16 protein-coding genes are annotated in these 18435 nt (G+C 70.1%); 6 read left to right on the forward strand and 10 right to left on the reverse strand.

The genetic code is table 11. The annotated features are described in order from the left end of the window. Positions 1–14: 14 nt before the first annotated feature. On the forward strand, positions 15–1388 hold the full coding sequence (locus DNK54_RS08870; protein WP_110206621.1) for a hypothetical protein: 1374 nt from the start codon (positions 15–17) through the stop codon (positions 1386–1388). A gap of 47 nt (positions 1389–1435) precedes the next feature. Here DNK54_RS08870 and DNK54_RS08875 read toward each other — a convergent pair whose 3' ends face one another. Both DNK54_RS08875 and secD read right to left on the reverse strand, forming a co-directional pair. Continuing rightward, positions 1436–3424, reverse strand: a complete 1989-nt coding sequence (locus tag DNK54_RS08875; protein WP_420846375.1) for an ATP-dependent DNA helicase — start codon at positions 3422–3424, stop codon at positions 1436–1438. Between the two features lie 185 nt (positions 3425–3609). Next, the gene (gene secD, locus DNK54_RS08880; protein ID WP_110206622.1) at positions 3610–5943 is read right to left on the reverse strand and encodes a protein translocase subunit SecD; all 2334 of its coding nucleotides are present in this window, start codon (positions 5941–5943) and stop codon (positions 3610–3612) included. A 166-nt stretch (positions 5944–6109) separates the two neighbouring features. Between secD and DNK54_RS08885 the strand changes: the two genes are divergently transcribed. Beyond that, positions 6110–7567, forward strand: coding sequence for an MFS transporter (locus DNK54_RS08885; protein ID WP_204164487.1), 1458 nt, complete (start codon positions 6110–6112; stop codon positions 7565–7567). Positions 7568–7581: 14 nt separating this feature from the next. Here DNK54_RS08885 and hflX read toward each other — a convergent pair whose 3' ends face one another. Further along, positions 7582–9096, reverse strand: coding sequence for a GTPase HflX (hflX, locus tag DNK54_RS08890; protein ID WP_110206624.1), 1515 nt, complete (start codon positions 9094–9096; stop codon positions 7582–7584). A gap of 105 nt (positions 9097–9201) precedes the next feature. On the opposite strand from hflX, the gene DNK54_RS08895 reads away from it, so the two are divergent. Then, on the forward strand, positions 9202–9768 hold the full coding sequence (locus DNK54_RS08895; RefSeq protein WP_110206625.1) for a hypothetical protein: 567 nt from the start codon (positions 9202–9204) through the stop codon (positions 9766–9768). Between the two features lie 103 nt (positions 9769–9871). On the opposite strand, the gene DNK54_RS08900 is transcribed toward DNK54_RS08895, so the two are convergent. The 3 genes from DNK54_RS08900 to dapF all read right to left on the reverse strand — a co-directional run bounded on the left by DNK54_RS08900 (position 9872) and on the right by dapF (position 13311). Beyond that, entirely contained in the window at positions 9872–10648 is a 777-nt protein-coding gene (locus DNK54_RS08900) for an SDR family NAD(P)-dependent oxidoreductase (RefSeq protein ID WP_110207020.1), read from the reverse strand. 120 nt (positions 10649–10768) lie between these two features. Further along, the gene (locus DNK54_RS08905) at positions 10769–12355 is read right to left on the reverse strand and encodes a hypothetical protein (protein WP_162602372.1); all 1587 of its coding nucleotides are present in this window, start codon (positions 12353–12355) and stop codon (positions 10769–10771) included. A 98-nt stretch (positions 12356–12453) separates the two neighbouring features. Beyond that, positions 12454–13311, reverse strand: a complete 858-nt coding sequence (dapF, locus tag DNK54_RS08910; protein WP_110206627.1) for a diaminopimelate epimerase — start codon at positions 13309–13311, stop codon at positions 12454–12456. 110 nt (positions 13312–13421) lie between these two features. On the opposite strand from dapF, the gene DNK54_RS08915 reads away from it, so the two are divergent. Continuing rightward, positions 13422–13937, forward strand: a complete 516-nt coding sequence (locus DNK54_RS08915) for a gamma carbonic anhydrase family protein (protein WP_110206628.1) — start codon at positions 13422–13424, stop codon at positions 13935–13937. Between the two features lie 21 nt (positions 13938–13958). Here DNK54_RS08915 and DNK54_RS08920 read toward each other — a convergent pair whose 3' ends face one another. The 3 genes from DNK54_RS08920 to miaA all read right to left on the reverse strand — a co-directional run bounded on the left by DNK54_RS08920 (position 13959) and on the right by miaA (position 16441). Beyond that, positions 13959–14492, reverse strand: a complete 534-nt coding sequence (locus DNK54_RS08920; RefSeq protein ID WP_110206629.1) for a dihydrofolate reductase family protein — start codon at positions 14490–14492, stop codon at positions 13959–13961. After that, positions 14489–15442: a helix-turn-helix domain-containing protein gene (locus DNK54_RS08925; protein ID WP_110206630.1), complete on the reverse strand. Its 954-nt coding sequence runs from the start codon at positions 15440–15442 to the stop codon at positions 14489–14491. The genes DNK54_RS08920 and DNK54_RS08925 overlap by 4 nt, the downstream gene beginning before the upstream one ends. Before the next feature lie 66 nt (positions 15443–15508). Then, positions 15509–16441: a tRNA (adenosine(37)-N6)-dimethylallyltransferase MiaA gene (gene miaA / locus DNK54_RS08930; protein WP_110206631.1), complete on the reverse strand. Its 933-nt coding sequence runs from the start codon at positions 16439–16441 to the stop codon at positions 15509–15511. Positions 16442–16506: 65 nt separating this feature from the next. Between miaA and DNK54_RS08935 the strand changes: the two genes are divergently transcribed. Together DNK54_RS08935 and DNK54_RS08940 are read left to right on the forward strand one after the other, a co-directional pair. Beyond that, positions 16507–16725, forward strand: coding sequence for an antitoxin (locus DNK54_RS08935; protein WP_110206632.1), 219 nt, complete (start codon positions 16507–16509; stop codon positions 16723–16725). 58 nt (positions 16726–16783) lie between these two features. Further along, positions 16784–17062 carry a hypothetical protein gene (locus tag DNK54_RS08940; RefSeq protein ID WP_110206633.1) on the forward strand — a complete coding sequence of 93 codons (279 nt, stop codon included), beginning with the start codon at positions 16784–16786 and terminating at the stop codon, positions 17060–17062. A gap of 154 nt (positions 17063–17216) precedes the next feature. On the opposite strand, the gene lhgO is transcribed toward DNK54_RS08940, so the two are convergent. After that, entirely contained in the window at positions 17217–18428 is a 1212-nt protein-coding gene (gene lhgO / locus DNK54_RS08945; protein ID WP_239460006.1) for an L-2-hydroxyglutarate oxidase, read from the reverse strand. Between the last annotated feature and the right edge of the window lie 7 nt (positions 18429–18435).

Genomic DNA, 18435 nt, shown 5'->3' on the forward strand with positions numbered 1-18435 from the left:
GTCGTTGAGGGTGCATGTGGATCTCCGCCTGGGCACGGCACCTGCAGGGTCCGTTCCTCGCCCTGACCGCCTGCTGCCTCGCCGCGACGACGGTCGGGGCAGCACCCGTCGCCGCCGACCCGCCCGACCTCTCCCGAGACGTGGTGCAACGGCTTCTCCAGAGCGACCCGACGGCGCGCCTCGATGCTGCCGGCCGGCTCTTCTTCGCCGACCGGCACACGGCGCGACTCGTTGGCCCCGAGGCACCTGCCCGCGCCGTCGCGCCGTTGAACGAGACCTTCTCCCTCCACAGTCGGCCGCGGTCGAAGCGGGTCCTCTACCTCGACTTCGACGGCGAGCGGGTCTGCAACACCGGATGGAACCGCGGCGACGGAGGCATCCTCGGCGGCCTGCTGACCCCGACACTGCCGTGCGGCGACTACGAAGGATTCAAAGGCGCCACCTCGCACCGGCTCCCCTCCGCCGACCTGAAGGCGATCCAAGAGGTCTGGGCGCGGGTCAGTGAGGATTTCGCACCTTTCGACATCGATGTCACCACACAGCGGCCGAAGCACAGCGCGATCGAGCGCGCCGGCTCCGGCGACGACCGCTTCGGCGTCCACGCCGTAGTCACGGCGAGCACGCGAGCCCGCAACGCCACCTGCGGCGGCCCAGGCTGCGCCGGCGTCGCCTACGTCGGAGTCTTCCCCGACGCTCACGCCAACGACCAGCGGATCCTCTGGGCCTTCTCCGAAGAGATCGGCAACAACCCGCGTCGGCTGGCCGACGTCCTCTCTCATGAGGCGGGCCACACCCTCGGCCTCCTGCACGACGGTGGCGGGGGCGATGGCGAGTACTACGGCGGACATGGCATCTGGGGGCCGATCATGGGCTCCGGCGATCGCCACCTGACCCAGTGGAGCCGAGGCGAGTACGCCGGAGCGTCCCAGCGTCAGGACGATCTCGCGGTCATCGCCAAGCACGGAGTGCAGCGGATCCGCGACGACCACGCCGACGGACGCCGCGGCGCCTCCCGCCTCAAGCGCGGCCAGACGGCACATGGCGTGATCACGAGTTCGACCGACACCGACGCCTTCACCCTGCGCACCACCTGTCGGTCCCGGGTCGTCCTGCGCGCACGCAACGCCGCCCTCGGCCCGAACCTCGACATCCGCATGACCATCCGGCGCCCCGGTGCCCGCCGCGCCCAGGTCATCGACCCACTCTCCTCCGCCTCGGGCAAGGCCGGAGGCCTCGACGCCACCTGGCGCGGCAAGGCACGACCCGGCACCTGGTTGGTCACCCTGGCCGGTACCGGGGCCCGAGACCCGGGCAGCACGGGCTACTCCCGCTACGGCAGTCTCGGGCAGTTCACGCTGAAGGCCTCCGGTAGGTGCGTACGCCGCTGAGGGCGAGTCGGGACGTCTCAGCGGCTGCCGGCCCCTCACCGGTGCCCTCAGCCGGCCGCCAGCCGCTTGAGGGCACCCCTGACCAGTTCGCGGTCCTCGGTCGGCCACATGGGCGGGAGGCTGGCGCGTAGGAACCCGCCGTAGCGGGCCGTCGCCAGGCGTGGGTCCAACACCGCGACCACGCCCTTGTCGCTGGTGGTGCGGATCAGCCGGCCGGCCCCCTGCGCCATCAGCAGGGCGGCGTGGGTGGCGGCGACCTGCATGAAGCCGTTGCCACCGGCCTGGTCGGCGGCCCGCTGGCGCGCCGACATCAGGGGATCGTCAGGACGCGGGAAAGGGATCCGGTCGATGAGCACCAACTGACAGGTGTCGCCGGGGACGTCAAGCCCCTGCCAGAGCGTGAGGGTGCCGAAGAGGCAGGTGTAGGGGTCCTCGACGAACTGGCGAGCCAGCTCGGGGAGCTGCGCCTCCCCCTGCGCCAGCGTGGTCAGATGCGGCAACCGGGCACGCACCTCCTCCGCGGCAGCCTCCGCCGCACGACGCGACGAGAAGAGGCCGAGAGTGCGGCCGCCAGCGGCATCCACCAGGTCGACGATCTCATCGAGCTGCGCCTTGCCAAGCCCGTCGCGACCTGGCGGCGGAAGGTGCCGGGCGACGTACAGGATCGCCTGCTTGCGATAGTCGAACGGCGAGCCGACATCCACTGCTCGCCACGGGAGAGCGTCGCTCGGAGCGTCGCTGGGCGTGGGCAGGTCGTCGGCGGCTCGCTCTGCCGGCTTGAGCCCGAGGCTCCCCGCGACGGAGTCGAAGTTGCCGCCGAGCATCAGCGTCGCGGAGGTGAAGATGACCGTCTTGTCCGTGAGCAGCTTGTCGCGCATCTGACCCCAGACCTGCAGGGGCGCGATGCACAGCTGCGGACCGCCGCGCGACACCTCCCGGCCGTTGAGCCAAAGCACATCGGCGTCGGAGCCGGCTGCCATCCGCTCGCTGGTGTTGAAGACTTCCTGAACCCCACCCTTCGCCTGCGTACGGCCGGGATCGACATCGCCGTCAGACTCCTTCGGGAACGCGCCCAGCGCGGCCCGGGCGGCATCACGGACCAGCACCAGCGCCTCGGCAAGCTGCGCCGGCACCTGGTCGATGCGGCCCTCGGGTGCCGCAGCGATCGCGTCACTCAAGGCGTCCGCTGCGTCGGCCAACTCGGTCGCCTGGTCACCGTCGACGTAGCGCTGAGCCCGTCGAGCGGCCCGCTCTACCTCACTCACGCTGAGCTCGTCGGTCGCCGCCTGGGTGATCCGCGCGGTGAGCTCGTGTGCCTCGTCGATCACCACCGCGTCGTACTCCGGGATCATCGGGATGCCCTCGATGGCGTCGATCGCAAGCAGGCTGTGGTTGGTGATCACCAGCTTGGACCGGGCGGCCTTCTCCTTTGCCTGCTCGGCGAAGCACTCCTCGCCGTAGACGCAGCGGGCACGACCCAGGCATTCACGAGCGCTGACCGAGACCTGACGCCAGACCTTCTCGGTGTGGCGGGGAGCGTTGTCCTTCTCTCCCGTGCCGCCCGACTCTGCCTCCTCCTCGACCCACTCGCGGAGCTTGAGCACCTCGGCGCCCATCGATCCGGTCGGGGCCTCGATCAGGACGCCCTGGTCGTCCGGCGCACCCTCGCGAACCCGGTGCAGGCACGCATAGTTGGAACGTCCCTTCAGCACGGCGTACGACGTGTCGAGTCCGGGCCTCTCGACCGCCTTGACCAGACGGGGGATGTCGCGCTCGACGAGCTGATGCTGGAGCGCCAAGGTGGCCGTCGCGATCACCACGCGTTCCCGGTGGAGCAGCGACGGGACCAGATAGGCAAGCGACTTTCCAGTGCCGGTGCCGGCCTGGACGAGCAGGTGCTGCTCGCCCGCGAGAGCGTCGCCGACCGCCTCCGCCATCAGCACCTGACCGGCACGCTCCTGGCCACCGAGCGCCGCCACCGCCTCAGCCAGCAGGCGGGTCACCGGGCGATCGGCAGCAGCGGAGTCAGACACCAGAGCACCCTATCCGGGGGCACCGCCCGCCCTGTTCTTGGCATCTCAACGCGTCCTTTGCGCGAACTCGACGGCTCATACGCGCTACTTCGACGGCGAGTGCGCGCAAAGTAAGCGTTGAGTTCGCGCAAACGGCGCGTTGAGATGGCGCAAATGGTTCGCGCAAATGGTTCGCGCCCATGAAGGTGTCAGACGACGGCGCCAGAGTCCTCCGGGTCGCGCACCTTCTTGACCTTCGCATCTCGCGGGAACGCCTGGAAGCGCTGCAGGAAGCTCGCCATCGGGCTGGCGACGAAGACGGTCGACGCCGTACCGATGATGAGGCCGAGCAGCAGGGCCAGCGCGAAGTCGGTGAGCGAGTCGCCGGCCATGAAGACCAGAGCGGCCAGGATGAACATCGCACCGAGACCGGTATTGACCGTACGCGGCATCGTCTCGAGGATCGCCGTGTTGGAGACCTCGTCGAAGGTGCCGGTCTTGGTCCCCAGCCAGCGTTCTCGGATGCGGTCGAAGACGACCACGGTGTCGTTGGCGGAGAGACCGACGATCGTCAGGGCAGCCGCCAGGAACACGCCGTCGATCGGCTTGTCGAGCCAGGCGTAGATACCGGTCACTAGCAGCACGTCGTGGAACATCGAGACGACGGCAGAGAGCGCGAAGGTCCAGTGGAACCGGAACGCCAGGTAGAGCATCTGAGCGATCAGGGCGATGCCGAAGGCGATCATCGCCTTCCGCTTCAGCTCGTCACCGAGGCTGGGCGCCACGGTGTCGTCGGAGATCTTCTCCTCGATGCCGACCTTGTCGTCGAGCGCGTTCTCGATCTGGTCGCGCTCGTCGTCCGAGATCTTGCCGGCCCGGATAGAGATCCGCTCGGTCCCGTCACTGCCCTTGACGTTCTGCACGACCGCCTCGGGGATGCCGATGTCGGAGACGATCTCGCGGGCGTCGTCCGCCTTGATCACCTTCGTGGTCTCGTAGACCAGGGTGCGGCCACCGGTGAACTCGAGACCGAGGTTCATGCCGTGGACGAAGATCCCGAGCAACGAGAAGACGGTCAGGGCGCCGGCGGCTCCGAGCCAGATCTTGCTGCGCTTCATGATCTGCGGGTTCTTGCGCATCAGCCACGTGCGCACGCGCCCGACGTTGGACAGGCCGGTGATCGCCGGTCGGCGGGCGATGAACTTGGTGCTGACGCCGATCTCGGTGAGGACGCGCGCAATCACCAGCGCGGAGATCATCGAGGCCACGACACCGATGGAGAGCGTGACGCCGAAGCCCTTGACCGTGCCCGAGGCGAAGAGGAAGAGCAGCAGGGCGGCGAGGAGCGTGGTGACGTTGGAGTCGATGATCGCGGTCCACGCCTTGTTGAAGCCGATCTGGAGCGCGCGCCGCATCCCTGCCTTCGGATTGTCGGCGTACTCCTCTCTCGCTCTTTCGAAGACGAGCACGTTGGCGTCGATGGCAAGACCGATGGCCAGCACGAAGCCGGCCAGACCCGGCAAGGTGAGCGTCGCTCCCACCCCCACGGTCATGGCATAGGCGAGCAGCGCGTACGACGTCAGCGCCACCGCCGCCAGGGCACCGACGAGTCGGTAGACGATGATGATGAACAGTCCGGTGAGGATCACACCGATGACCGCGGCCTCGGCGGAGGCCTTGATGGCCGCGTCACCGAGGGTGGGCCCGATGACCGAGTCCTGCATCGGGACGCCGTTGACGAACTTGCCGTCGTCATCGAACGAGCCGAGGGCCAGCGGCAGCGCACCGGCTTCGATCAGCAGTGCGAGATCCTTGGCGGACCGCTGGGTGAAGTTGCCGGTGATCTCGGTCGAGCCTCCGCCGATACCTACGTTGCACTGGACGTTCTCAGCTGCCTGCGGCGACGAGATGACCTTGTCGTCGAGGACGAAGGCCGTACGCCGCTGGGGGTCACCGGTGGGGAAACAGGCTGCGTCTGCCGTGATCTTCTGGTAGGCGTCGCCGGCCTTGCCGTCGAACTCGATCTGCACCGACCAGCCGATGCTCTGCTGGGGCTGCACCGCGTCGGCGCTCTTGATCTCGTTGCCGGAGATGACCGACGGACCGAGCTCGAGGAACGACGTGCCGTCCTCGTCCGGGACGATGACGTTGCCCTCCTTGGAGGGCTTGGCGTCGGGACCTGCGGCTGCCGCGACGACCGGGTGCACCGAGAGCTGCGCGGTCTTGCCGATGACCTCCTTGGCCTGATCGGGGTCCTGCACGTCCGGGAGCTCGACCAGCACCCGGTCGGTGCCGACCCGGACCAGGGTCGGCTCGGAGACGCCGATCGCGTCGACGCGGTCCCGCATGACCTCGATGGTCTTGTCGACCTGTGCAGCGGTGACGTCCCGGTCAGGATTGTTGGGATCCTGCGCCTGGTACATGAGTTGAGAACCGCCCTTGAGGTCGATTCCCAGCGTCGGCTTCTTCTCGAGAGAGAGCCAGAGACAGCCGGCCAGCAGTCCGAGGACCAGCAGCAGGCGAACAAATGCACCACGGGACATGAGAGGAATCATCCACCACGGACCCAACCTCACCGAAACTGACCCGCCCCGCGAACGTGCTCCGGGTCACTGCCGGATTTGGTTGCGTCCTACACATTCACCCGGCAAACTGCTGCGGTCCCCGGTGCGCACACCGTGCGGACACCCGATCCGAAAGGCACCGTCCGTGCAGTCCCCCGGCCACTCGGCTCCCGCCGATCTCTCCCCTCTCGCGGCGCGCCTGGTGGTCGTCGTCCTCTGCCTCGGCGGCCTCAGCGGCGCCCTGATGCAGACCCTCGTCATGCCGATCCAGCGGGATCTCCCCGCACTGTTGGACACGTCCATCAGCAACGCCTCCTGGGTGGTGACCGCGACCCTGCTGGGTGCCGCGGTGGCCATGCCGGTCGCCGGCCGGCTCGGCGACCTCTTCGGGAAGAAGCGGGTCCTGATCGTCAGCGCCGGCGTCCTCCTGCTCGGCTCCATGGTCTGCGCGCTCGCCGACAGCATCGGGCCGATGCTCGTCGGCCGCGTCCTCCAGGGCATGGCGATGGGGTACCTCCCCGTGGCGATCGCCCTGGTGCGCGAGGTCACCCCTCCGGCCATGGCCACGTCGGCCATCGCGACCCTCAGCGCCACGCTCGGCGTCGGCGGCGCCATCGGCATGCCGCTGGCTGCTTGGATCGCGCAGGAGCACGACTGGCACGCCCTCTTCTGGATCTCTGCGGCGCTCGGACTGGTCGTGCTCGTCTCCACGGCGCTGCTGGTGCCGTCCCGACCCGCTCTCAACCCCGGCCGCTTCGACGGCGTCGGCGCACTCGGCCTCGCCGCCGGCCTGGTCGGCACGCTCGTGGGCATCTCCAAGGGGTCCGACTGGGGCTGGATGGCCGGGCGCACCTGGCTCTTCCTCGGCGTCGGAGTCGTCGCCTTCGCGCTCTGGGGGCGCCACCAGCTCGCCCACGCCAACCCACTGGTCGATCTGCGGACCACTGCGGCGCGCCCCGTGCTGCTCACCAACCTGGCCGCCGTCCTCATCGGCTTCGGGATGATGGCGCAGTCGATCGTGGTGCCGCAGCTGCTGACCATGCCGGCTGCGACCGGCTTCGGACTCGACCAGACCCTGCTCCAAGCCGGCCTGTGGATGGCTCCTGGCGGCATCGTCATGATGCTCCTGGCGCCGGTGTCGAGCCGACTCATCCAAGGGATCGGCGCCCGGATCACACTCGCGGTCGGCGCGGTCTTCCTGGGCCTCGGCTACCTGGTCGGCCTGTTCCTCATGACCGAGCCATGGCAGATGCTCGTCGTCATGTGTGTCTGCTCGATCGGAGTCGGCATCGGCTACGCCGCTATGCCCACCCTGATCCTGGAGAACGTGCCGATGTACGAGGCCGGATCCAGCGTCGGCTTCAACAACCTGATGCGCTCGGTCGGCACCACCCTGGCCGGCGCGGCGATGGCGGCCGTACTCACCAGCCACACCTTCACCCTTGCCCCCGGCACTGCCGCGATCCCGACGGAGGGCACCTTCCGCTGGTGCTTCGTGATCGGCGCCATCGCCGCCTTCGTCGGAGCAGCTATCTCGCTGGCCATCCCGGCCCGCGCAGCGGTCGGCGCCGCGACCGAGCCCGTGCCCGCCGTCGCCGACTGAGAGCAGACGACCGGTCAGACGGCGTACGCCGCCAGCTCGCCAGCGAGCGACTCGTCGGCGCGACCGTGCACGCGGGTGCCTTCGGCGGTGTGCTCGAGGCTGAGGATCTCGCCGGCGCGGTGCAGTCGATCGAGCAGGTCCCCACGGGCGTAGGGCACCAGCGCGTCGAACTCGACGGCGGGGCGGGGCAGCTCTGCCTCGATCAGCGCACGCGCCTCGGCGATACCCTCCCCGGTGCGCGCCGAGACGACCACGGAGTGCGGTTCGCGGGCGCGCAGCCGGGCTAGCACCATCGGATCGGCCGCGTCGGCCTTGTTGATCACGATCAGCTCGGGCACGTGGGTCGCCTCGATCTCGGCGAAGACCTCGCGGACCGCGGAGATCTGGCCCTCGGGGTCGGGGTGCGAGCCGTCGACGACATGCAGGATCAGGTCGGCGTCGGCGACCTCCTCCAAGGTCGAGCGGAACGCCTCGACCAGCTGGTGCGGCAGGTGCCGCACGAACCCGACCGTGTCGCTCATCGTGTAGACACGCCCGTCGGCCGCCGTGGTACGCCGCGTGGTCGGGTCGAGCGTCGCGAACAGGGCGTTCTCGACCAGCACGCCGGCATCGGTGAGTCGGTTCAGCAGCGAGGACTTGCCGGCGTTGGTGTAGCCCGCGATCGCCACCGAGGGCACCGCGTTGCGGCGCCGCTCCGCCCGCTTCGTGTCACGGGTCCCCTTCATCGCCTTGAGCTCGCGGCGGAGCTTGGCGATCTTGGTGTTGATCCGCCGCCGATCGGTCTCGATCTTGGTCTCTCCAGGACCGCGGCCGCCGATGCCCTCGCCGCCGGCGACCCGGCCACCGGCCTGGCGGGAGAGGTTCCCACCCCAGCCGCGGAGCCGTTGCTTCATGTACTGCAGCTGGGCGAGCTCGACCTGCGCCTGCCCCTCCTTGGACTTCGCGTGCTGCGCGAAGATGTCGAGGATCAGCGCGGTCCGGTCGACCGCCTTGACCTTGAGCTTGTCTTCCAGGTTACGCAGCTGCGACGGGGCCAGGTCACCGTCCAGGATCACGGTGTCCGCACCGGTCGCCTGCACGATCTCGCGCACGCCATCGACCTTGCCGCGCCCGATGTAGGTCGCCGGGTCGGGCTTGGAACGCCGTTGGTAGATGGCCTCGAGCACCTCGGACCCGGCGGTCTCGGCCAGCAGGGCGAGCTCGGCCATCGAGTTCTCGGCGTCCTCGATGGTGCCTTCAAGCCAGACCCCGACCAACACCACCCGCTCCAGGCGAAGCTGGCGGTACTCGACCTCGGTGATGTCCTCGAGCTCGGTACGCAGACCGGCCACCCGGCGCAGCGCATGTCGCGCGGCCAGGTCCTGATCACCCGTGGTCAGCTCCTCGGGATCGGGGCCGTCTGCCGAGACCAGTTCGTCGGCATAGCCGGACTCGAAGTCATCGGCCTCGAGATCAGCGTCGGGGTCGTCCCACCCCTGGGTCTCCTCGAGGGCGGCGTCGAGGGAGAAGCGCTCAGCATGGTTCGTCATATGGCTACCAGCGTAGGCCGGGAGCGCCACCCGGGCGAACCGTTATCAGGCACCTCGCCGGACGGTCGCCGCGTCACCCCCACCGGCCCCGGTCGTTGAGGAGGCATGCCTCGCCGCCGAGACCGCCGCCGTTACCTCGTCGCCGCCGTCATCGCGGCGGTGCTGGTAGCAGGCATGTGGTGGGTCACTCGCCCCGACGCGGGGACAGATCGACCGCAGAGCCGCGCACCCGTCACGACCAGCGATCCGGCCACGCCCGTCAAGGAGAAGACGAAGAAGCCGAAGAAGAAGCCGCGCACCTTCAACAGCCGCAAGCACACCGACCTGCCGCGCGAGCTGACCAGCCTCGACATCCCGGGCCTGCCGGGCGGCAGCCTGAGTGGCGACGTACCGCCGCTCGACCTCCGGATCACCCTCACCTCTCGCTCCCCCATCGGCATCGTCGGCTGGACCATCCCGACCAGCCCGAACAACTCATCGGGGCGCACGACCGTCTCCGGCGGCTCCTGGTCCCTGTCGACGGTCGTCTACGGCCGACCGGACTACGCGCGCGTCTTCCTGCAGGCCGGCGCCACGGGCGATCCCATCACCTGCACGATCAGCGTCGAGGGCAAGGTCACCGAGCGTCGTGCCACGGTCGGTCCGTACGGCCGGCTCATGTGCCAGGGCTGAGCCGCGACGACCCAACGCAGAACGTCCTGCCCTCCGGTCGCTGGAGCAACCAGGTGGCAGGACGTCCGCTTGACGCGAGAAGCGTGGCGCAGACCGAGTCAGCTCACTTCGGGGGCATCCGGATGCCGCCGTCGACACGCACGACCTCGGCGTTCATGTAGGAGTTGGTGACCAGTTCCACCGCCATCGAGGCGAGCTCGTCGGGCTGACCGAGGCGCTTGGGGAAGAGCACGTTCTGGCCGAGGTGGGCCTTGAACTGCTCCGAGGCCTCGCCCTCGCCGTAGATGGGGGTGTCGATGAGCCCGGGGGCCACGGTGTTGACGCGGATCGCCGCAGCCGACAGGTCACGGGCGACCGGCAGGGTCATGCCGACGACGCCGCCCTTGGAGGAGGAGTACGCCGCCTGGCCGATCTGGCCGTCGAACGCGGCCACGGAGGCCATGTTGACGATGGCGCCGCGGTCGCCGGACTCGGTGGGCTCGCTGCGGCTCATCGCCGTGGCGGCAAGGCGAATGGCGTCGAAGGTGCCGATCAGGTTGATCGCAATCACCTTGGAGTAGGCGCCCAGGTCGTGGGCCGAGGCGGGGTCGCCGTCCTTGCCGATGGTCCGCTGCGCCCAGCCGATGCCGGCCGAGTTGATCAGTACCCGCAGCGGCCCGAGCTCGCCGGCCTTGTCGACGGCGGCCTGGATCTGCTCGGTCTGGGTGACGTCGACCGCGACGAACACGCCGCCGATCTCCTGGGCGAGGGCCTCGCCCTTCTCCGCGTTGAGGTCGGCCACGACCACCTTGGCGCCCTTGGCCGCCAGCTGGCGCGCCGCCGCGGCACCGATGCCCGAGGCACCGCCGGTGACGATTGCACTTGCTCCTGTGATGTCCATGCAGCGCAGCATAAGAGGTGTGTCCGGAGCCGCGGTCACGGCGCTCTCCCCATGGAACACCGCGCGGGACCACGATCGGATCGTGGCCCCGCGTGTGTCGCGCTCAGGTGTGCGCGGGCGTCACTTCTTCCCTGCCTCCTTGGCGAGCCACGCGTTCACCCGGTCGTCGATCTCACGGGTGTCCGGAGTCGGGGTGTACTCGCCCGACTCGTCGATGAAGGCGAACATCGGGCAGGTGTCGAACTCCGGCTTCAGTGTCTCGAGCTCGGTGAGCACCTTCCCGGTCGATGCTTCGCGCACGGTGAGCGCGTAGTCGTACTGGACGAGCATGAACGGGCCCTTCTTCTTCTCCTGGGAGGCCTTGCACTTGCGCGGCTTCACGGAGGCACTCGGTGTCCCCTCGGCACAGACGACGAAGGAGGTCTTCGCCCACTGCGGCACGTCGATCCCCCACTTCTCGTTGAGTCCGACCGTGAGGTTGCCGCCGTAGTTGGGCTCCTTCGGGCTGGTCAGCGCTCCGATGCCCTTGGCCGACGCGGCGTCGAACGCGGGGAGGTTGGTGGCCGCGCCGCCCATGCAGACCCGGGGCAGGTCGAAGTAGGAGGTCGCCTCGAACGACGCGCCTCCCGTGCCGGTGTCACCACTGTCGCCAGTACCGTCGTCCGACCCGTCGCCGCTGCCGCCCGCTCCCGCCTCAACCAGCCAGGCGTCGACGGAGCCGGTGATCGCGTCGGTGTCGGGCAGGGTACTGGCCTTGCCGTCCCGCACGGCAGCGAACGACGGGCACCCCGTGCTGGTCTCCGGGTCGGCCTCGAACTCCTTGAGCACCTCGGACGTCGCCGCCTCGCGGATCGTCACCGCATAGTCCAGCGGGGTCCACTCATAGCTCTCACCGTCGGTGGTGCACTGCTGGGGAGAGGCTGCGGCAGCCGGCGTGCCCTCGACGCAGACCACGAAGTTGACGGTCTCGAACGCGCCGTAGTCGCTGAGGTTCCACGACTTCGTGGAGGCGCCGGGCATGAAGCCCCAGCCGGAGGAGCCGGCGTACGGCGTCATGAAGGGCATCCCGACGGGGCTCGCTGGATCCCAGGCAGCGGCGTTGCTCATCGCCTCGCCCTGACAGACCCGGCTGACCTCGTCGAAGTTCGCGGCCTCGAAAGTCGGCGCGGCGGTCGTCGACTCGGTCGGGGCGGCCGTCGACTCGGTCGGCTGCGCGGCCTGGCTGGTGTCGTCCTTCCCCTTCGCGTCGTCGTCCCCGTCGTCGCCGCTCAACGCCACGGCCGCAGCGATGCCGCCACCGACGAGAGCCAGCGTGAGGACGACTGCCCCGATGATCAGGCCCTTGCGACCACCCCCACCGGGTGGGGTCGGGCCCTGGTCCCACGGACCCTGCGGTCCGCCAGGTCCGCCAGGTCCGCCGTATCCGGGACCCCCAGGGCCGCCCGGACCGCCGTAGCCGGGCTGAGGCGCGGGCGCTCCCCACGAGGGACCGCCGGCGGGCGGCTGACCGTAGGGGTCACCAGCGGGCGGCTGACCGTAGGGGTCGCCGTAGGGCGACGGCTGTGGCGGCGCCCACCCGGGGGCCTGCGCCGGCGGCTGCGTCGGCTGCGGCGCGGGCCAGGAGCCGGGAGCCGTGGGCGGCACGTCCTGCCCCTGCGGAGGCCCCATGCGCGTGGGTTCGTCGGAGGGTGGGAACTGCTCAGACATGGGTGCGACTCCTCGAGATACGGCTGACTCCCTGTCGTTTCACCCGATCCGGACCTCGCCAAACCTGGGCAGGCCGTCGATCGGACGGCAACGTCGCCTCAGAGGTCGGTGACACCTTCGGCGACGAGGACCGCGGGCCCCCGAAGCAGGCTGCGGTCGGCGGCGGTCCAGGTGACCCACAGGGTCCCTCCCGGTACGTCGACCCGATAGGTGAGGTCGCTGCCCGGTGGGCGGGCGGCGCCATCGCGGAGCGCTGCGGCGACCATCACCGCGCAGGCGCCGGTGCCGCAGCTGCGCGTCTCCCCCGAGCCGCGTTCGTGCACCCGCATGCCTACGTGGCGGGGACCCCGGTCGACGACGAACTCGACGTTGACCCCGTGGGGATAGACGCCGGCGTCGTGCCCCGGTGACTTGAGGAGGGGGCCGGCGTCGTCCAGCGAGTCGACGAACGCGACCGCGTGTGGGTTGCCCATGTCGACGTGGCGGGCCGACCAGCCGCGGTGCCCGACGGTGACCACGCTCTCGCCGAGCACCTCCGGGCGTCCCATGTCGACGGTGATGGTGTCGTCCTCCTCGAAGGTCAGCACCTTCACACCGCCGCGGGTCAGCACCGGAACCGGCGCTGACGGGTCGACGAGCCCGGCCTCCGCGAGATGACGACCGAAGACCCGCACGCCGTTGCCACACATCTCGGAGACCGAGCCGTCGGAGTTGCGGTAGTCCATGAACCACTCCGCCTCGGTGTCCTCCCCCTGGCCCCCGCCGATCAGCCCGAGCGACCGTGCAGCCACCGTGCGGATCACCCGCATCACGCCGTCGCCCCCGATCCCGGCTCGCCGGTCGCAGAGCGCGGCAACCCGCTCCGCGGCCAGCGCGCCGTGGCGGGCGCCGTCATGGTCGGGGAGCAGCACGAAGTCGTTCTCGGTGCCATGGCCGACCAGGAAGGGATAGCTCACGAAACCATTCTCCCATCCCCCACGTGACCGGTCGTCCCGACGAGTGAGGCGCCGCACTGAGCGGCACCCACGACCCAGGCCGCCGACCGGACCTCCTAGGCTCTGCAGTCATGCGGATCAGCCTGGGAGACCTCATCCCCGACGTACACGACTCGGCCTGGGTGGCACCCAACGCGACCCTGGTCGGAGACGTGCGGATCGCCGAGCGGTGCTCGGTCTTCTACGGTGCGGTGCTGCGTGCCGAGTTCGACTCGATCACTATCGGCGCCGGAAGCAACGTGCAGGACAACGCGGTCTTCCACGTCGACCGCGGCTTCCCGATCGTGCTCGGCGAGGGCGTCACCATCGGCCACGCCGCCGTCGTGCACGGCGCCACCGTCGAGGACCACGCGCTGGTCGGCATGAACGCCACCGTGATGAACGGCGCCCGGATCGGCTCCGAGACGCTCGTCGCCGGCGGCGCCGTGGTGCCCGAGGGCATGCAGGTGCCGCCGCGAAGCCTCGTGGCCGGCGTACCCGCGAAGGTACGACGCGAGCTCACGGAGAGCGAGATCGAGGGCCTGCGCCTCAACGGCCTGGGCTACGAACGGATCAGCGCGATGCACGCGGAGGCACTGGCGGGCTGAGCCCCTGCCCCCGGAGGCGCGTCAACGCAGGACGGCGTAGCGCGCGACCGCAAGCTCCCCGAGACGGTCGAGCTCGGTGAGTCTCAGCTCGACGTGCCGGGGCAGCAACGGCCTGCCCGCCCCGATGGTGACCGGGGCGATCGACACGAGCAGCTCGTCGAGGTGGCCGGCGTCATGGAACTGGCCGACCAGGTCACCGCCGCCGACCAGCCAGATGTCCGCCTCACCCGCCGCCGCAGCCATCTCCTGCCACACCTCGTCGACCGGCGCCTGGGTGAAGGTGAGGTCGGCGCCCTCCTTCGCGGGCAGGTCGCGATGGGTGAAGACCCAGCACGGCTGGGAGTAGAACCAGGGATCGTCGGGGTGGTGGCGCAGGATCCACTCGTAGGTGGAGGCTCCCATCGCGATGGCTCCGATCTCGGTCAGGAAGGCGTCGATGCCCAGTGGACCGGACTGATCGCCCGCATCACGGGTCAACAGCCAGTCGAGCGAGTGATCCTCGGTGGCAAGGAAGCCGTCCAGGGTCATAGCGGTGAAGTAGCGGGTGCGGGTCATCGTCCCTCCTGAGACGTATCGACCGGCTGAGACGTATCAGCCGGGGGTTGGCGGAGCCAGAGAATCGGGTCGCCGTCGTCGACGTCGACGCCTTGGCGCCGCAGCAGGTGACGGGCCAGCAGGCGGCGCTGGGCGGAGTAGGTGAGCACATGCGCGACGACGCTGCTCAGCACGAAGCTCTCCGGCGGGTCGCAGAGCGCGTCGATCACCTGGTCGTCCCACGCTCCCCTGCGCTCGATGTCGCGGATCAACGCTGCCCACTCCTCGGCCACCGCCTCGTGACGGGCGAGCAGCGAACGCGGCGTCGTCGTGCCCAGGGGCGGGGAGTCACGCCCGATCAGGGCAGCGAGCCAGACCTCCTTGCCGTGCACCAGATGGGTCAGTACGGCGGCCAGCGACTCCTCCGGCCCGTTGAAGCCGAGCACCTGCATCCCGGGCAGCTCGACGGCGTCGATCCGGTCGGGTGGCAGCTCGGCGGCCGCCCTCAGCAGCAGGCGGGTGTCGTCCAGGTCGTGATGGACCAGGTGCAAGGTGAGCTGCATCCCCGGGGCCTCCCGTCGGCGCTCGTCGACCCACAGGTTGGTGGGCGGGTGGAAGTGGATGCCGTTGGGGGCCGGCAGCCAGTGCCGGGTGAGGTCGCCGGCGTGCCGCGGGGTCGCGGAGGGCGGATGACCCCACGCCCGGGCGAACGCACGCGCGAATCCGTCGACCGACTCGTAGCCGGCCTCGTGAGCGACCACGGTGACGGTCGCGCCACCTGCCAGCCGCCAGGCGGCTCGCTCGAGGAGCACCCGGCGACGCAGCGCCACGGGCGCCTCTCCCGCACCACGGCGGATCTGCCGGCTGAAGTGGAAGGGCGAGCTGTGGGCCTCCTGCGCCATCGCCTCCAGGGAGTCGTGCTGCTCCCCGAGTGCGGCCTCCAGCAGCTCCCGGAGTCGATCCCTGCCCATGACCCCAGTCTGCCCGCGACCAGCACCTGGGCGCCCGACCGTTCTTGCTCACCTGCGCCGGACGGATCAGGAGCGCTCGACGAGCGCCAGGACCTGCTCGACCAGATCGTGGGCACCCGCCTCGAACCAGTGGATCCGCGGATCCCGACGGAACCACTGCTCCTGACGCCGGGCGAACCGTCGGGTCGCGATCACCGTGCGCTCCCGGGCCTGCGCCTCCGTCAGCCGACCGTCGAGGTGGGCCAGCACCTCGGGGTAGCCGATCGCGCGTGAGGCCGTCCGCGTCTCGGCCAGCCCGCGGGCCGCCAGCGCGCGCACCTCATCGACGAACCCGTCGTCGAACATCTGCCCGACGCGGATCTCGATGCGGGCGAGCAGCTCCTCCCGGTCGATGCTGACGCCGATCTGTATCGCCCGGGGGACGGCGTACTCCAGGGTCGGCAGGCTGGCGGAGAACGGGCGCCCGGTGAGCTCGATGACCTCCAGCGCCCGCACGATCCGGCGGCCGTTCGACGTCAGGATGCCCCTAGCCGCCTGAGGGTCGAGATCGGCGAGACGGCGGTGCAGGGCGGCCGAGCCCTGCTGCTCCAGCTCGGCCTCGATGCGGGCGCGGAGGACGGGGTCGGTGCCCGGGAACTCGAAGCGGTCGAGGACCGCCCGGGTGTAGAGCGCGGAGCCGCCGACGAGCACAGGCACCCGGCCCCGCGACCGCAGGCGGTCGATCTGGGCCCGCGCCAGGCCCTGGAACTCGGCGACGCTGGCCGTCTCGTGGATGTCGAGCAGATCGAGCAGGTGGTGCGGGATCCCGCGGCGCTGGTCGAGCGGGAGCTTCGCGGTGCCGATGTCCATCCCTCGGTAGACCTGCATCGCATCGGTGTTGACGATCTCGCCGCCCCATCGCTCTGCGAGCTCGAGGGAGAGTCCGGTCTTCCCCGCCGCCGTCGCCCCGACCACCGCCACCACCGGCGGCGTCTTCGCGTCGTGGTCGGATCGGGCCATGGGGTTAGTGTTTCAAACGTCACGGGTCGCGATCGGACGCGACCCCGCCTAGCAAGGGGTACCTGATGAGCTTCATGGACAAGCTGAAGGGCAAGGGCGACGAGTTCAAGGAGAAGGCCTCCGACGCCGTCGACAAGCACGGAGACAAGATCGCCTCCGGCATCGACAAGGCCGCGGACTTCGTCGGCGACAAGACGAAGTTCGGCGACCAGGCGAAGTCGGCCGCAGACAAGGCGAAGGACGCGCTCGACAAGCTCGACGGAAAGAACGACGACATCAAGTGAGTCATGGGGGCCGCGGGCCTGCGCACGCGGCCCCTCTCTTCGCGGGAGGCAGGCACAGATGAGCGACGAACAGTCCCGACCCGACGGCGTGGATGCACCGGCACCGCCGCCGGCCACCCAAGAGCCCCAGCTGCTGCCCGGCGGCGCGGACTCCCTCGATGACCCCAAGTACGGCGACACCCCGGGTGATCCGGTGCCCCGCGATCTCGACCCCGACGACAACCCTGCGGTCGACGACGAGGCGCCGGAAGAGGTCAAGGAGCCCGACGACAAGGACCAGGAGCCGAGTCAGGGCGTCTCGGGCGAGGACGACCTCCCGGACGAGCCGCCTGCCTAGGGAAGTGCCGATCAAGATCGCCGCGGTTCCCAGTCATGCGCCGCCAGGGCCGGAGCCCCGAGAGGCACGACGTCCCGCCTGAGCGTGGTGGCGCCTGAGGGTGGTGGCTAGGTCCTGTTGCGAAGGTCGCGGCGACGCGCAGCAGGCCATGGGCCTACGTGACAGGACCTACCCGGTCGACCAGCTCCCGGGCCAGCGCGAAGGCCGAGGTCGCCGCCGGCGAGGGCGCGTTGCGCACGAAGCTGGTGACCCCAGAGCGGGAGATGACGAAGTCGTCGACGAGCGTGCCGTCGCGACCGACCGCCTGTGCCCGCACACCGGCGTGCGTCCCGGGAGACAGGTCCGCGACGGTGAGCCCAGGCACGTAGTCGGCAGCCAGGGCCACGAAGCGGCGACGGCTGACGGCGGTGCGGAGCTCGTTGACGCCGGCACGCCAGTGGGCGCGCGCCACCCGCCAGGTCCCGGGCCAGGCCAGGGTCTCGCCGAGATCCCGAGCTCGGACGCGTCGGATGCGGTAGGCATCGCGGGCTCCGACCAGGAGGGCCGTCGGGCCGAGCGATACCTCGCCGTCGACATGCCGGGTCAGATGCACGCCGAGGAACGGCAGCCGGGGATCCGGCACCGGGTAGATCATCCCGCGCACCCACGGCTCTGCCGACGGCCGCAGCGTCAGGTACCCGCCGCGGAACGGCACGATCCGCGGGTCCGCGCCGGCACCCGCCACTCGGGCCAGGCGATCCGACCAGAGCCCGGCGCAGGCGATCACCTGACGGGCCCGGAACCGTTCGCGCGAGGTGCTCACACCGCCGTGCTGGTCGATCGCCTCGACCCGTTCGCCGAAGCGGAACACCACCCCCTGGGCCGTCAGCTCGTCTCGGACAGCGCGAGCGACCCGGGCGTAGTCGACGACGCCGGTGTTCGGCGCGTGCAGGGCCGCGACGCCGACGGCGTGCGGCTCGATCTCGGCGATCTCCTCGGCCCGCAGCCGGCGCAGTCCCGGCACCTGGTTGACGATGCCGCGCCGATGCAGCTCGTCGAGCCGGCCCAGCTCACCGTCGTGTCGCGCCACGATGAGCTTGCCGGAGCGCTCATGGGGGATGGCGTGCTCGGCGCAGTAGTCATACATGAGCCGAGCACCTTCGACGCACAGCCGGGCCTTCAGTGACCCGGGCTGGTAGTAGATGCCTCCGTGGATGACACCGGAGTTGTGGCCGGTCTGGTGGGCTGCCACCTCCTGCTCCTGCTCGACCACGACGACGCGAGCGCCCGGGCGGCGGAGCAGCACCTCACGGGCCACCGCGAGACCGACGATGCCCGCCCCGACCACCGCGACGTCGTACGTCATGGACCGGGTCGGAGCGGGCACGCGGCTC

The organism is Nocardioides daejeonensis (assembly GCF_003194585.1).
Taxonomy (GTDB): domain Bacteria; phylum Actinomycetota; class Actinomycetes; order Propionibacteriales; family Nocardioidaceae; genus Nocardioides; species Nocardioides daejeonensis.